The sequence below is a fragment of the Nonomuraea sp. NPDC059023 genome, assembly GCF_042740095.1.
Classification (GTDB): Bacteria; Actinomycetota; Actinomycetes; order Streptosporangiales; family Streptosporangiaceae; genus Nonomuraea.
Genome location: NZ_JBHYIO010000009.1, coordinates 250,982 through 264,554, shown reverse-complemented (window position 1 = coordinate 264,554; position 13,573 = coordinate 250,982). Strand labels below are relative to the sequence as shown.

General features: G+C 72.6%; 11 protein-coding genes. 6 read left to right on the top strand and 5 right to left on the bottom strand.

Annotation, left to right across the window (positions count from 1 at the left end):
* Position 1: 1 nt before the first annotated feature.
* The gene (locus ACFWYW_RS18220; protein ID WP_379627007.1) at positions 2–895 is read left to right on the top strand and encodes a hypothetical protein; all 894 of its coding nucleotides are present in this window, start codon (positions 2–4) and stop codon (positions 893–895) included.
* Here ACFWYW_RS18220 and ACFWYW_RS18215 read toward each other — a convergent pair.
* Both ACFWYW_RS18215 and ACFWYW_RS18210 read right to left on the bottom strand, forming a co-directional pair.
* Positions 892–2,355, bottom strand: a complete 1,464-nt coding sequence (locus tag ACFWYW_RS18215) for a class I adenylate-forming enzyme family protein (RefSeq protein WP_379627005.1) — start codon at positions 2,353–2,355, stop codon at positions 892–894. The two genes, ACFWYW_RS18220 and ACFWYW_RS18215, sit on opposite strands and share 4 nt — an antisense overlap.
* 40 nt (positions 2,356–2,395) lie before the next feature.
* On the bottom strand, positions 2,396–4,729 hold the full coding sequence (locus ACFWYW_RS18210) for a helicase-associated domain-containing protein (RefSeq protein WP_379627003.1): 2,334 nt from the start codon (positions 4,727–4,729) through the stop codon (positions 2,396–2,398).
* An 80-nt stretch (positions 4,730–4,809) separates the two neighbouring features.
* On the opposite strand from ACFWYW_RS18210, the gene ACFWYW_RS18205 reads away from it, so the two are divergent.
* Positions 4,810–5,580: a hypothetical protein gene (locus ACFWYW_RS18205; RefSeq protein ID WP_379627001.1), complete on the top strand. Its 771-nt coding sequence runs from the start codon at positions 4,810–4,812 to the stop codon at positions 5,578–5,580.
* Here the strand turns inward: ACFWYW_RS18205 and ACFWYW_RS18200 are convergent.
* Entirely contained in the window at positions 5,573–6,199 is a 627-nt protein-coding gene (locus tag ACFWYW_RS18200; RefSeq protein WP_379626999.1) for a TetR/AcrR family transcriptional regulator, read from the bottom strand. The genes ACFWYW_RS18205 and ACFWYW_RS18200 overlap by 8 nt on opposite strands.
* Before the next feature lie 34 nt (positions 6,200–6,233).
* Positions 6,234–6,635, bottom strand: a complete 402-nt coding sequence (locus ACFWYW_RS18195) for a hypothetical protein (RefSeq protein WP_379626997.1) — start codon at positions 6,633–6,635, stop codon at positions 6,234–6,236.
* An 87-nt stretch (positions 6,636–6,722) separates the two neighbouring features.
* Between ACFWYW_RS18195 and ACFWYW_RS18190 the strand changes: the two genes are divergently transcribed.
* Together ACFWYW_RS18190 and ACFWYW_RS18185 are read left to right on the top strand one after the other, a co-directional pair.
* The gene (locus ACFWYW_RS18190) at positions 6,723–7,343 is read left to right on the top strand and encodes an HAD family hydrolase (RefSeq protein WP_379626995.1); all 621 of its coding nucleotides are present in this window, start codon (positions 6,723–6,725) and stop codon (positions 7,341–7,343) included.
* A 90-nt stretch (positions 7,344–7,433) separates the two neighbouring features.
* Positions 7,434–7,829: a cold-shock protein gene (locus tag ACFWYW_RS18185; RefSeq protein ID WP_379626993.1), complete on the top strand. Its 396-nt coding sequence runs from the start codon at positions 7,434–7,436 to the stop codon at positions 7,827–7,829.
* On the opposite strand, the gene ACFWYW_RS18180 is transcribed toward ACFWYW_RS18185, so the two are convergent.
* Positions 7,826–9,400, bottom strand: a complete 1,575-nt coding sequence (locus ACFWYW_RS18180; protein ID WP_379626991.1) for an MFS transporter — start codon at positions 9,398–9,400, stop codon at positions 7,826–7,828. The genes ACFWYW_RS18185 and ACFWYW_RS18180 overlap by 4 nt on opposite strands.
* A 125-nt stretch (positions 9,401–9,525) precedes the next feature.
* On the opposite strand from ACFWYW_RS18180, the gene ACFWYW_RS18175 reads away from it, so the two are divergent.
* Together ACFWYW_RS18175 and ACFWYW_RS18170 are read left to right on the top strand one after the other, a co-directional pair.
* Positions 9,526–10,326, top strand: coding sequence for a DUF3027 domain-containing protein (locus ACFWYW_RS18175; protein WP_379626989.1), 801 nt, complete (start codon positions 9,526–9,528; stop codon positions 10,324–10,326).
* Between the two features lie 54 nt (positions 10,327–10,380).
* The gene (locus tag ACFWYW_RS18170; protein WP_379627033.1) at positions 10,381–13,413 is read left to right on the top strand and encodes a sacsin N-terminal ATP-binding-like domain-containing protein; all 3,033 of its coding nucleotides are present in this window, start codon (positions 10,381–10,383) and stop codon (positions 13,411–13,413) included.
* The last annotated feature ends 160 nt before the right edge of the window (positions 13,414–13,573 follow it).

The window sequence follows — 13,573 nt, the reverse complement described above, 5'->3', positions numbered from 1 at the left end:
CATGGCAGTGGACGAACGCGCGATCGGCGAGGGCCTGCGCCGCATGGCCGGGCGGGCGGAGCCGGTGGACGGGGAGATGGTGGCGGCGCTGGTGCTGCGCTCGGCGGGGCGGCGGCGCCGTACCGGATGGGCGGTGGGGGTGGCAGGGACGGCGGCGGCGCTCGCCTTCGGCGTGGTGGCGGTGACGAACCTCCCCGACCCGGGCGGCCGGACGGCCGCCGAGGTCGACCCGACCTTCACCGGGCTGACCCTGCCGCCCACGCCGCCCCTGCCCACGGCGCCGCCGATCGAGGGGCTGCCGGCCAACACGCCCGAGCAGTTCCGGCAGGTGCGCGACTGCATGCCCCAGGGCGGGCCCGTGCACGGCATGGACGGCGAGCGGCGCGTTCCGCACCACGGAGTCGCCGAGGACTTCAGGCTGCTGGCCGAGTCGCGCGACAAGCTGGGCGTGACCCAGTTGATGGGCAGCAGGAAGGGGCTGGTGCTGTGCACGCCGGGCGTGCTCGACGTCAGCTACCCCGAGCGGCCGATCTTCACCTACTGGGGGCGCGAGGAGCCGGGGAGCCTGGCCTTCGACGGGCCGCTCGCGGTGGACGTTTACGGCACGCAGATGCAGTCGGAGGTGAATCCGGGCACGGACGGCGACCCGTTGTTCATGGTGGTGGCGGGGAGGGCGGACGAGCGGGTGCGCCGGGTCGAGATCGTCTGGGCGAGCGGGCAGCGGATGGAGGCGAGCCTCACCGGCGGCTTCTTCATCGCCAGGGCGCGGGTCACGGAGCGAAGCGAGACGCTCCCCAAGGTGGACGTCACGGCCTACGACGCCGACGGGAAGGTGCTCGACGCGCGGAAAGGGCTGGAGAACCTGTTCCCCGGCGCCCTCGACGTGGACGACTAGAGCCTGGCCCGCAGCTCCTTCCGGTCGATCTTGAGCACGCTGGTGACCGGGATCGCGTCGACGAAGTGCACCTCGCGGGGGTACTTCACCCGGCCGACCCGGTCGCGTACCCACGCGATGAGCTCCTCTTCCGCGATCTCGGCGCCGGGACGGAGCTGGACGAACGCGACGACCTCCTCGCCGTGGCGCGGATCGGGGCGGCCGACCACCCCGGACATGACCACGTCCGGGTGCCGGTTGAGCGCGTCCTCGACGTCGCGGGGGAAGACGTTGAAGCCGCCGCGGATGATGAGGTCCTTCTTGCGGTCCACGACGTAGAGGTAGCCGTCGTCGTCGAGGCAGCCGATGTCGCCGGTACGCAGCTCGCCGTCCACGATCGGGGAGCTGAGGCCGCCCCAGTAGCCGAGCATCAGCGACGTGCCGCGGATGCAGATCTCGCCGATGTCGCCGGTCTCGACGGATTCGCCGGAGTTGTCGCGGATGGTGAGCGTGTAGCCGGGCAGCGGCAGGCCCACGCTGCCGATCCGGCGCCGGCCCGGCGGGTTGAAGGTGGTGACCGCGCTCGTCTCGGTCATGCCGTAGCCCTCCAGAATCTGCGTGCCCGGCATCCGGCGCTCGAACTCGATCAGCGTCTCGCGCCCGAGCGGCGCCGCGCCGCAGGTGAGGAAGGCCAGGTCGGGCAGCGGGTGCTCCTCGAGCGGTTCGGCAAGCAGCATCTGGATCATCGAGGGCACGACGGTGCCGAACTGGGCGCGCTGCTCGGCGGCCAGGGCCAGGAACGGCTTGGGCTCGAACCAGCGCATCAGCACGGCCTGCTGCGGCTCCTCGGCGTGCATCTCGGCGACGGTGATGATCAGGCCGTAGGCGTGGGAGAGCGGGACGGGCACGATCGCGCGGTTGAGCCCCTCCTGGTGGGACATGGCGAAGGCGTCCTTGGCGACCTGCCACAGGCCGCGATGGCTGAGCTTGACGCCCTTGGCCCGCCCGGTGGTGCCGCCGGTGTACATCAGCGCCGCGAGATCCCCGGGGTCCACGGTGACGGGCCCGTGCTCGGCGGCCTGTTCAAGCTCCCCCGTGTCCAGAAAAACCCGCACCTCATCCGGTACGGCCAGCCGCACGGTCTCCACCAGCTCCGGCGACGTCACCACCGCCACGGCCCCGCTGTCGGCCAGGATGTGGCGCAACTCCTCTGGCCCCACCAGGAACACGATCGGCGTCACCACCGCACCGGCCGCCCATAACGCCTGGTAGACGATGGCGACGTCGGGACTGGTCGCCATCATCACGGCCACGCGGTCGCCGGGCCGTACCCCCGCGGCCACGAACCCGCCGCAGACCCGCCTGGCCCGCTCGGCGAGCGTGTGACGGCGGTGCCACGCACCGTCGTAGAACACCGAGTCGTAGTCGCCGAAGCGCTCCCACGACTCCTCTGCCAGCCTGCCCAGCGTTTGCTCGGTCACAGGATCAAGCTGATGCGGTCAACGCCCGGTAGTCAAGTCTTCATTGCAGGCCGGCGACTCCGGTGATGCGGTGGAGGGCGAAGCGGTGGACGGCGGCGCGGGTCTCGTCGTAGGCGGTCAGGTAGCCGCCCTCCATCCTGGCCGGCTCCAGGATGCGGGAGGTGGCGTTGCCCTGGGAGTCGAGGTAGCCGATCCACACGCGTACACCCTGGCGGATGGCCTCCTGCAGCGCGGAGATCGTCGCGGTGGCCGGGCCGCGCGGCACCTGGCCGTCGGGCGCCTCCACGGGCTCGCGGCGGGCCAGGTGGGCGGCGTCGCCGGCCCGCAGCGCGCGTACGGCCGCCGCCGCCACCCCGGAGTCCAGCCCCGTCGCCGAGGCCACCGAGCGGACCGGCGCGATGCCCTCGGTACGCCGGCTGTCGAGCTGGCTGATGATGACGTCGCCGTCCAGCGACTCGGCGACCGGGGCGTACCCCATGGCGCGCAGCGAGTCGACCAGCGCCGCCCGCGACGAGCGGGAGGCGATCACGGTGGGCGCCAGCCTGCGCAGCCTGAGCTGGGCGGCGCGGCGGTCGGCGGTGATCTGGTCGAGCAGCGCCGGGTCGTCGCAGCGGATGTACGCGCCGGCGGTGCCGACGCGCATGCGGCCGTGGCGCCGGGCGACGTCGGCGACCAGGTAGGACAAGGCCTGCGGCACCGGCGTGGCCGAGTGGCGGGCCAGCATGGCGAGCAGTTCTTCGGCGCCGTGGCCGGCGTCGAGCGCGCGGCGGACGGAGGACTCGCCGAACCGGTAGACGGTCGCGCCGCCCTTGGACTCGATGTCGGCGGTCAGCGTCATCCAGCGGTTGAGCTCGCTGGTCAGCGGGCCCGGCGCGACGGCGGTCAGGTCGGCCTGCAGCAGTACGTGGTCGACCGGCTCCGGCAGCAGCGGCTCCAGGACGGCGGCGGCGTCGAGGCCGTCGCGTAGCGCCCTGGCGTGCCCGGACAGCACGCCGAGCCCGGTGACGCCCACCTGCTCGGCCTCGCGCAGCGCGAACTCCATGAGCTGCTCGCGCAGCGCGCCCCGGCGTCTCGGCTGCTCCCACGCCAGCCGTTCCGCGATGGACTCGCGCGTCGGCGCGAGCCCCGAGGCGGCCGCCAGGACGCCCAAGGTCGCGGTCCGCACGCCGGGCGCGGCCGAGCGGCGCAGGTCGGTGTGCAGGGCGTTGAGCGGCCTGTCACGCTCGTCGCGCTCGCCCACGAGGCCCGGAACGCGGTCCATCTGCAGCCACGTCGTGGCCAGCACCACCCAGCGGGCGGCGGTCGGCTTGACCCGCCACAGGTCGTAGCCGGTCGTGGGCAGCCACTCGCCGTCCACGGCGCCGCCCGCGGCGATCAGCCCGGCCGCGTGGGTCACCTCGACGACCAGCGCCGCCGCCCACTCGGGCAGGTCGAGGTCGGTGGCGGCGCGCTTGAGGTCGCGCACGCCCAGCCCGCCGGTGCGCAGCACGCCCGGCGGGTCGACACTCCAGCGCTCGCACAGCTCCTCCACCGAGCGCACGAAAGCGAACGCCTGCCCGGCGGCGGTCCGGTCGGCCATCTTCTGGTCGCGCTCGGAGCCCTCAAGCGCGGGCGCGGTGGCCAGAAGGTCGCGGTGGACACGCCCGTCACGCAGGTACAGGCCGACCTCCCGGGGGAGCGTCACGCTCTCCTCGCCGGTGGCGGCCAGCAGGGCGCGGGCCAGCAGCTGCTCGATGGGCGAGCGGGCCGACTCGACGCGTACCTCGCGCCGGGCGTTGGGCACCCGGCCGGTGGGCGGGCCCCAGGCCAGTTGCTCAAGCGCCGCCCGCGCCTCGCCGGAGACGTCCTCGATCAGCTTGCCGGGCTCGGCGAGGGCGGCGGCCAGGCGTTCCTTGCCGGTGCCCGCGGAGCCGGGGGCGATCTCGTCGGCCATGTCCGCCAGTTGCTCGGGCGGATGGTGACGGAACGCCTCGGCCGCCGGTGGCCCGAGACCCGCGGGGTCGTCGAGTACCTTGCGCACGCCGGGCGCCAGGTCGAGCGCGCCGTCCGGGCCGTAGACGAGCGCGAGCTCGCGCAGCCGTTCCAGCGCGGCGGAAAGCTCGGGCTCGGGCTTGCCCTCCGCCAGCGCGCGGCCGATCACGGCGCGCAGGCGCGCCTTCGAGATCGGCTTCTCCTGAACGGCCAGCGTCTCGACGACGGCCAGCGTGAACCGGTCGAGCCGGTCGAGAACCCTGCCGATCGCCGAAGGACTGCCCGCCCGTGAGGCGAGGCCTTCCAAATGGGCGGGCACCGGGGTGATCAGCTCGGGGCGCGCTGAGACGAGCGCCCTCAGCTGTTCGTCGGTGCGCCCCCTGATCCACTCCGTGAACTCCATCGATGCCATGGTATGTCGCACGTGATTCGGGCAGCATGGCTCCCGTGACAGAGCGGGCAGATCAGCTGATTCTTAACTACGTGAGTGCGGCTGCCGACGCCGCTCACGGCGTGCTCAGAGCGGATCAGCGGCTCGACTTCTCCCGGCGGCTGCGCGCGAGGATCGAGCAGGAGCGCCAGGGCAGCCAGAGCGCCCGTGAGGTGGCGAAGGTGCTGGCCCGCTTCGGCGACCCGCAGGCGCTCGTGGCCCGCGAGGCCCGCAGGCTGGCCGAGGGGCAGCAAGCCGGGGAGCGGGAGCCCGAGCCCACCTCCGCGTTCCCGAAGATCCGCGACGACCCCGGACTGCCTCCCGGCGCCGCCAAGAGCATCAAGCTCGCCCAGGACCGGCTTTCCCGGCGGCCGGGGCGCGGCATGCCGCTGGCGGGGCTGCGCAGGGCGGTGATGTCCGGCGCCAACCCGATGACCACCGAGGGCCGCGACGCGGGCACCATCGTCAAGGAGCACCCGCGCGAGACGCTGGCGATGGCGCTGCTGCTGGTGGCGGCGCTGCTGGTGCCGTTCAACCTGCCGTCGGTGGCCATCTTCACGGTCCCGGTCATCATCTGGGCGATCGGCACCGTGATCGTGCTGCTCAGCGACGACTGGACGTGGCGCGACCGGCTGCTCGGGACCAGCGCGCCCATCCTCGGCTACTCGGTCGGCGGGGTGCTCATCGGCGGGCTGCGGGTGTCGGCGACGGCCGGGTTCGAGCGGTTCTTCACCGAGTTCTTCAACGTCAGCGGGATCATGTTCATGATCGGCACGGGGCTCGGGGTGGTCCTGCTGGCCTACCGCCTCTTCAACGTCAGCTGACCGGCGCGGGGCTGGGCAGGAGGCCCACGGCCAGGCGTACCCACGCCGCCACGAACTGCTCCTTCTCCGCGTGCCCCGGCGTCTCGCCCACAGTCTCCTGGAAGAGCCGGTAGTGCACCACGGCGCCGCCGAGCACCGCGGCGATCGCCGGCCAGTCGACCTTGGCGTCGGCGTACTCGGGCTGGGTGGTGAACCAGGTGGTGATCGCGTCGAACATGGGCTGCAGCAGGCCCTCCCTGACCACCGTGACCAGCTCGGGGAACTGGCTGAGGTCGCGGAAGAAGACCCTGGTCAGCTCGCTCTCCTCGCGTACCTTGGCCAGGCCGGCGCGGCACACGTGCGACAGCCGCAGCTCCAGCTCGGCCGACTCCATGCCGCCGAGTTCGGCCAGGCTCTCGGCCACCTGGGCCTTGGTGCGGTTGGCGTGCTCGTTGATCGCCGCGGCCAGCACCTCGTACTTCGACTTGAAGTGCCGGTAGAGGCCGCCGGCGCCCGGCGAGAGCCCGGAGGCGGCCTCGATCTCGGCAACGGACGTGGCGGAGTAGCCCCGCTGCGCGAACAACCGCAGGGACTCGTCGATGATCCGCTCACGCGTGCTGGTGCTCGGCGATCTTGTCATGTCTTACCCGTTACCTCCGCAAGGAGCGTAGCCGTCATGGAGCCAAGCGCCGGACAAGGCCCGCGGCCACGGAGCCGAGGATGAGCCACACCACGGCGGCCAGACCGTAGTTGACCAGGGTTTCCCAGCGGGCGTCGGCCATCTGGAAGAGGTTGGACAGGCCCAGGGAGAGCCAGGAGGCGAGGGATTCGACCAGTTGGTACCAGGTGTTGGCCGGGTTCGCCCGGAAGACGGTGAACACGGCGTAAAGGACGGCCACGAGCGCGGCCAGGCGGGAGGCGACCTTGATCGCCCAGACGGCGAACGTCACCGTCCGCTGCCACACACCGGGCTTCCTGGCGGCCGAGGGTCTGGCGGGGCGGTGGGGGCGGGTCTGCTCCAGCGGGGCCGCCACCAGCTTGTCACCCGGCTCCGGCGGCTTGGGGGTCTCCGACATGGGCACTCCCTCGATAAGTAATTCCTTTCTGCCCACTCCACGGTCCCACAATTACCCTCGTTACGCTTCCTTTGGCATGCTGCTGGCGTGACCACTTCTGTTGGCCTCGATGTGGGCTTCGACCTGGATATGACACTTGCCGATACCCGTTCGGGCATTGCCGCCGTCTATGACGAGCTCGCCAGGCGGCTCGACGTGGAGATCGACAGCCAGGCCATCATCGCCAGGCTCGGGCCGCCGCTGGAGCTGGAGATGGCCAACTGGGTGCCCGAGGAGCAGGTCCCGGCGGCGGTGACGCTGTTCCGCCAGATCTACCCCGACCTCGCCGTCCCCGCCACCACCGCCATGGCCGGCGCGCACGAGGCCGTCGAGGCCGTCAGGGCCGCGGGCGGGCGCGTCATCGTGGTCACCGGCAAGAACGTCCACGACGCCCGCCGTACCGTGAGCTGGCTCGGGCTGAAGGTCGACGAGGTGGCCGGATCGGTGTTCGGGGCGGCCAAGGGGGCGGCGCTCACCTCGTTCGGCGCCGCCGCCTACGTGGGCGACCACGTGGCCGACATCGAGGCCGCCAGAGCGGGCGGCGCCGTCAGCGTGACGGTCGCCACCGGCCCATACACCGTGGGCGAGCTGCGTGATCACGGAGCGGATGTGGCACTGGGCGACCTGACGGAATTCGCGACATGGTTTGGCGATTGGCGTCAGGTGTAATTCGGGGCCAAATACCCGGTCGCTACCGGGCTCTCCGGGGCATAACCTACATCCATCCTTTTTTCCAACGTTCCGAACGAGGTCCCTCCTGTGCCGAGTGGCAAGGTCAAGTGGTACGACGCCGACAAGGGTTTCGGCTTCCTCACCCGCGACGACGGCGGTGAGGTATTCGTTCATTCCTCCGCGCTTCCCACTGGTTCTGCCCCGCTGAAGCCCGGCCAGAAGGTCGAGTTCGGCGTGGCGGAGGGCCGGCGCGGCCAGCAGGCGCTGTCGGTGCGCATCCTCGATCAGCCGCCGACGCTCGCCAAGGTCAAACCCAAGGGCAAGCGGAAGAAGCCCGACGAGCTGGTCGTCATCGTCGAAGACCTGATCAAACTGCTCGACGACCTGTCCACGTCCTACCAGCGGGGCAAGCACCCCGACGCGGCCCACTCCAAGAAGATCGCGGCCGTGCTCCGGGCGGTCGCCGACGACGTGGACGCCTAGCCGTAGGGGTTGGTGAGCGGCTTGGTCCGGTCGAGCTGACCGGGACCGGGCTGCTCGTCCGGCGTGGGCGGCTCCTCGTGCGCCCACGCCTGCTCCGGCTCCCGCTGGACCGGCGCCGTCGGCGGCTGCCGTTCCTCATGGATCTGGGCGTTGACCGCCTTGATCCGCCGCCTGCGCCGGATCAGCAGCCAGACCAGCCAGGCGAACAGCACCACCGACAGCGTGATGAAGCCGGGCGGGCCGTTCTCGGTCAGGGAGAGCAGCAGGCCGACCAGCCCGCCGAACACCCAGGCCATCTGCAGCAGCGCCTCGACCACGCCGAAGGTGGACGAGCGCACCTCCTCGCCGATCTCGCGCTGCACGATCGCGTCGAGCGCCAGCTTGCCGAGCTCCTGCGCGAAAGCGGTGATGAGCGCGACGGCGATGGCCGTCCACAGGTTGAAGAAGATCGCGGTGGCCACGGTCATCGCGACCGTCAGCCCCAGCGTGAGCAGCACGATGAGCTGCGGCGAGTGGTTACGCGCCCAGTTGGCCACGGCGGCGCCGACCAGGCCGCCCAGCCCGGCGGCCAGCGCGAGCACGCCGATCGTCTTGGGCACGTCGAAGAAGGTGTCCTTCACCTGCAGCCACGGCGCGCCCAGGTCCTGGACCAGGAACAACATGAAGAACAGCAGGAATCCGGAGAACAGGCGGACGCCCACGTTGGCCAGCATCGCCTCGGTCACCGCCGGGCCCACGTTGAGCAGGCTGCGCCAGCGCTCGGCTCTGCCGCCCTCCTCCGGGGCCTCCTCCTCCAGGTCGGGGGAGTCGACGTGGCGCGGCAGCCGTACCGCGAAGACGCCGACCAGGAGGAAGGCCACCATCGCGACGCGCAGCATCACCGCGCTGCCCAGCCACGCCGTCAGACCCGCACCAATGGGTACGGCGATGCCCGCCGTCACCAGCGAGAACAACGCCACGCGCGCGTTGGCGGAGACGAGCGTGATGTCGGCGGGCAGCACGCTCGGCATGATCGCCGCCCGCGAGACCGTGAACGCCTTCGACAACACCAGCACACCCAGCGCGCCCGCGAACAACGTCGGCAGGTCGCCCGGCCCCACCGCCGCCGCCATCGCGAAACACAGCAGCCCGCGGCCGAACAGCGTCCCGGCTATCACATAGCGCCGGCCCGAGCGGAACTTGTCCAGGATCGGCCCGACGAAGGGCGCCACCAGCGCGAACGGAATCATGGTGATCACGAGGTAGAGCGCCACGGAGCCGCGCGCCTCGCCGACCGGGACGCCGAAGAAGACCGTGCTGGCCAGCGCCACCGTCACGAACGCGTCGGCCGCGCTGTTGCCGATCGACAGCTCGATCAGCCGCCCCAGGCCGGTACGCCCGGCGCCGTTGGCATGGGTGAGGCGGCGCGTGGCCTGCCCCATCTTGTGCGCGCCCCGCGCGGTGGCGACCCCGGCCCGCTTGGTACCCGTGGCGGTGGCCCGGCCCGCGCGCCAGGAAGCACGGCCCGCCTGGGCCGCGCCCTTCCCGACACGCCGCGAGATCTCTCGCGCCTTGTTCCAGCCTTCCGCCACGTCTACCAGTCTTACCCGATTTGCGGGCGCTCTCGGACCCGGATTCTCTGTGAGGGCGCTGTCAGGTCCGCCCATGGGTGAGAATGAAGTGTGAGCGAACAGCACCTTTCGGCGGAGGCGGTCCGATGACCCGCACCAGGACACGCGTGGCCCCGCCCGACCAGGCCTGCGTCGCCGCGGTCGATCTGGCCCGCGCCGCCGCGCTCGAGCTCGCCTGGCCCGGCGAACCCGGCGATCACCTGGGCGTCGAGAGCGAGGGCGACCGGGTCGTCACCCACTACTTCGCCTGCCAGGACCGGGCGTACCGGGGCTGGCGCTGGGCCGTGACCGTCACCCGCGCCTCGCGCGCGAAGATCGTGACGGTCAGCGAGGCCGTGCTGCTGCCCGGCTCGGGCGCGCTGCTCGCGCCCGAGTGGCTGCCGTGGAGCGAGCGGCTGCGCCCCGGCGACCTCGGCGTGGGCGACCTGCTGCCCACGGCCGACGACGACGACCGCCTTGAGCCCGGTTTCGCCGAGACCAGCGACGACGGCGACACCCAGATGATTTTCGAGTACGGCCTGGGCCGGGCCCGTGTGCTCTCGGCCGCCGGCAGGGACCGGGCCGCCAGACGATGGCACTCGGGCGAGCACGGGCCGCACACGCCGATCGCACACGCCGCGCCCGCTCAGTGCTCCACCTGTGGCTTCTTCTTGCCGCTCGCGGGTGTGATGCGGCTGGAGTTCGGGGTGTGCGCGAATGAGTACGCGCCGGACGACGGCAAGGTGGTCTCCGCCGACCACGGCTGCGGCGCCCACTCCGAGGCCGCGGTCATGCCGCCGCCGGTGGAGCAGGCCTCGCCCATCCTCGACGACATGGGCTTCGACCTGATCGAGGACGAGGCGGGCTCGGTCGACGAATCGGCCTCCGAGGAGCTCGGCCACTCCTGACTTCACTGTCGGTCGGGGCCGCTAATCTTCGGGGACCCCTACCCGCATTGGAGGATCGTGGACAGCTTCGGCACCGACCGGATGCGCGCGGCGGTCCTCACGGCCTGGACGGCCTCGCCCGCCCGTTTCCGTGAGGACGCCAACGCCGAGGAAGACTTCGCCCTCGGCGGTTATCGAGATCGGCTCATCGTTGAGCTCGCGCAGAACGCCGCCGACGCCGCCCTGCGCGCCGGCGTGCCGGGGGTGCTGCGGCTCAGCCTCGACGGCGACGTGCTCACCGCCGCCAACACCGGCGCGCCGCTCGACGCGACCGGCGTCGAGGGCCTGTCCACGCTGCGCGTGTCCGGCAAACGCGACGAGGCGGGCGCAGCCGGGCGTTTCGGCGTCGGGTTCGCCGCCGTCGTCTCGGTGACCGACGAGCCGTCCATCGGCTCCCGCGGGTCCGGCGCGGTGCGCTGGTCACGCGAGGAGACCACCGCTCTGGTCGCCGGCGTACCGGTCCTGGCCGGCGAACTGTCCGGGCGTTCCGGGCACGTCCCGCTGCTGCGCCTGCCGTTCGCGGCCGACCCGCTCACGGTGCCCGACGGTTTCGACTCTCTGGTACGGCTGCCGCTGCGCGACAAGACGGCGGCCGAGGCGGTCCGGCGGATGCTGGCCGAGACCAGCCCCGCGCTCCTGCTCGGCCTGCCCGCGCTCGAAGCCATCGAGATCGAGCTCGACGGCGCGCTGCGCCGGGTGGACGCCGACGGGTGGCATCTGGTGGCCGACTCCGGCGAGTTCACCGCCGAGCAGGTCGCCGAGTTGTTCGCCGACCGGCCCACCGAGGAACGGGCCCGGCCCTACTGGTCGGTGCGCTGGGCCGTACCGGTGGACGGGGTCGTCGCGGAAGGGGCCGCGCGGGAGCCGCGGCCGCTGCCGGCCGGTGTGCCGGCGGTCGTGCACGCGCCCACGCCCAGCGACGAGGCGCTCGACCTGCCCGCGCTGCTCATCGCCTCCTTCCCGATGGCCACCGACCGGCGGCACGTGGCCAAGGGCCCGCTGACCGACTTCCTCATCGACAAGGCCGCCGAGTCCTACCTGCGCCTGCTCAAGGAGCTGCCGCGCACGCCCAAGCTGCTCGACCTGGTGCCCGCGCTCATGGGCAAGGGCGAGCTCGACGCCCGCATCCGCCGCGCGATCCTGCGCCGCCTGCCCGCGACCCCGCTGCTGCCCGCGCTGTCGGCGCCCGCTCCGGCCGTGGAGACCGCGTCGTTCAGCGAGGCCGCCGTCTACGAGCCCGACGCCCAATGGCACGTCGAACACCCCGCTCCCGACAAGGGGCCCGACGGCTGGGTCGTCGCGGGCCGCGAGGCGGCGGTGGTCGCCGGGGCGAGCGACCTGCTGGAGGCGGTCGCCGGGTTCGTTCCCGGTCTGCTGCCCGCGGGCTGGCCGGCGCGGCACCCGGCGATGGCCTCGCTCGGCGTGCGCAGGGTCGAGCTGGCCGACGTGATCGACCTGCTGTCCGGCGAGGGCGTCGAGGGCCGCGACCCCGCCTGGTGGCACGCGCTCTACGACGTGCTGCCCTACGACGACCCCGAGTCGCTCGGGGCGCTGCCGGTCCCGCTGGCCGACGGGCGGCTCGTGCGCGGGCCGCGCGGCACGCTCATGCTGAACGGGGCCTCGCTCGACCTGGAGGCGCTTGGCCTGCGGATCGTCCACCCCGACGCGGCGCACCCGCTGCTGCTGCGCCTCGGCGCCGCCGAAGCCACCCCGCGCACCGTGCTCGAAGACACCCTCACCCGCACCGCCATCACCGAGTCGCTCGACAGCGACGACCCGGAACCGATCGCGCGGGCCGTACTCTCCCTGGTCGACGCCGCCGCGCTCGCGCCCGGTGAGGCGCCCTGGCTGGCCGAGCTGGCGCTGCGCGGCGCAGACGGCGAACGTTACGCCGCCGGTGAGCTGCTGCTGCCCGGCGGGGTCCTGGCCGGGCTGCTGGAAGAGGGGCCGCTGGTCGCCGACGAGCTCGTCAGCGCGTACGGTTCGCGCGTCCTGGTCGCCGCCGGGGTGCTCGACGGCTTCGCCGTGGTCAACGACGCCGACGTCCTGCTCGACCACGACGAGTGCGACCACGACCTCGACGGCGAGGAGGCCTGGCTCGACCACGTCCACGACCTGCTGCCCGACCTTGAGGTGCCGCCGGTCGTGGCCGAGTTCACCGCCGTACGCGACCTGGAGCTCGTCGCCGACTGGCCCGCCGCCCTGCCGCTCCTCACCCGGCCACCGCTGCGCGGCGCGCTGCACCCGCTGCGGGTGGACGGGGTGGAGGTGCCCTCGTACACGGCGTGGTGGCTGGCCGGGCACCCCGTGCTCGACGGCCGCCGTCCGCGCGACCTGCGCCTGCCCGGCGCCGACCCGCTGCTGCAGGGCCTCTACACCGACGCGCCCGCCGGGCTCGACGAGAGCGCGCTGTCGATGCTCGGTGTACGCACCACGCTGGCCGACCTCCTCGCCTCCCACGGCGGGCCCGAGGAACTGCTCGACCTGATGGCCGACGCCGCGATCGTGGTCGACCGGGCCCAGTTGCGGGCCCTGTGGATCGCGCTGGCCGGAGTCGAACCGTCGCGGGTGGCGCCGCCGTCCCGGGTCCGCGCGGTGCTCGACGGCGAGATCGTGGTGGCCGCGGCCGACGACGCCGTGGTGGTGGAGGCGCCCGACCTGTTGCAACTGGTGGCGGCGCGGCCGTTGGTGCTGGCGTCCTACGACCTGGCGGAGTCGTTGTCGGAGCTGCTCGACCTGCCGTTGGCGGGGGAGCTGGTGAGTGGCGAGGTGACGTCGGAGGGCCAGGCCAGGCCGGTGCCGCCGGAGGTGCGGTCGCTGCTTCCCACCGCGCCTGAGACGTACGTGGAGCATGAGAAGTTGCTGGTGGACGGGGTGCCGTGCGCGTGGCGGTACTTCGACGGCTCGATCCACTGCACGGGAGTGGACGGGTTGGCGAGGGGGTTGGCTTGGGCAGTGGGCCAGTGGTCCGACCGCCTGGCGGTGGCAGCCCTCCTACGCGACCCCGCCGCCGTCCCCCTCCTCCTGGCCGAAGCCGACCTCTCCTGAAAGCGTGCTCCTTGCCTGGGGCTAAGGGCGTGGTCCTCGCCTGAGGCGCTTCGCGCATTGGGGCTCGGGCTGTGACAGCGGGGGCACGCCCCCGCACCCCCGGGCTTGCGGGCATGGTCCTCGCTAGAGGGCGCTACGCGCCTGGAGCTCGGGCTGTGAC

What these genes read in the sequence shown, in the direction of transcription:
- ACFWYW_RS18220 (WP_379627007.1), top strand. Translation starts at nt 2, where the DNA reads ATGGCAGTGGACGAACGCGCGATCGGCGAGGGCCTGCGCCGCATGGCC.
- ACFWYW_RS18210 (WP_379627003.1), bottom strand. Translation starts at nt 4,729, where the DNA reads ATGGAGTTCACGGAGTGGATCAGGGGGCGCACCGACGAACAGCTGAGG.
- ACFWYW_RS18200 (WP_379626999.1), bottom strand. Translation starts at nt 6,199, where the DNA reads ATGACAAGATCGCCGAGCACCAGCACGCGTGAGCGGATCATCGACGAG.
- ACFWYW_RS18195 (WP_379626997.1), bottom strand. Translation starts at nt 6,635, where the DNA reads ATGTCGGAGACCCCCAAGCCGCCGGAGCCGGGTGACAAGCTGGTGGCG.
- ACFWYW_RS18175 (WP_379626989.1), top strand. Translation starts at nt 9,526, where the DNA reads ATGACCCGCACCAGGACACGCGTGGCCCCGCCCGACCAGGCCTGCGTC.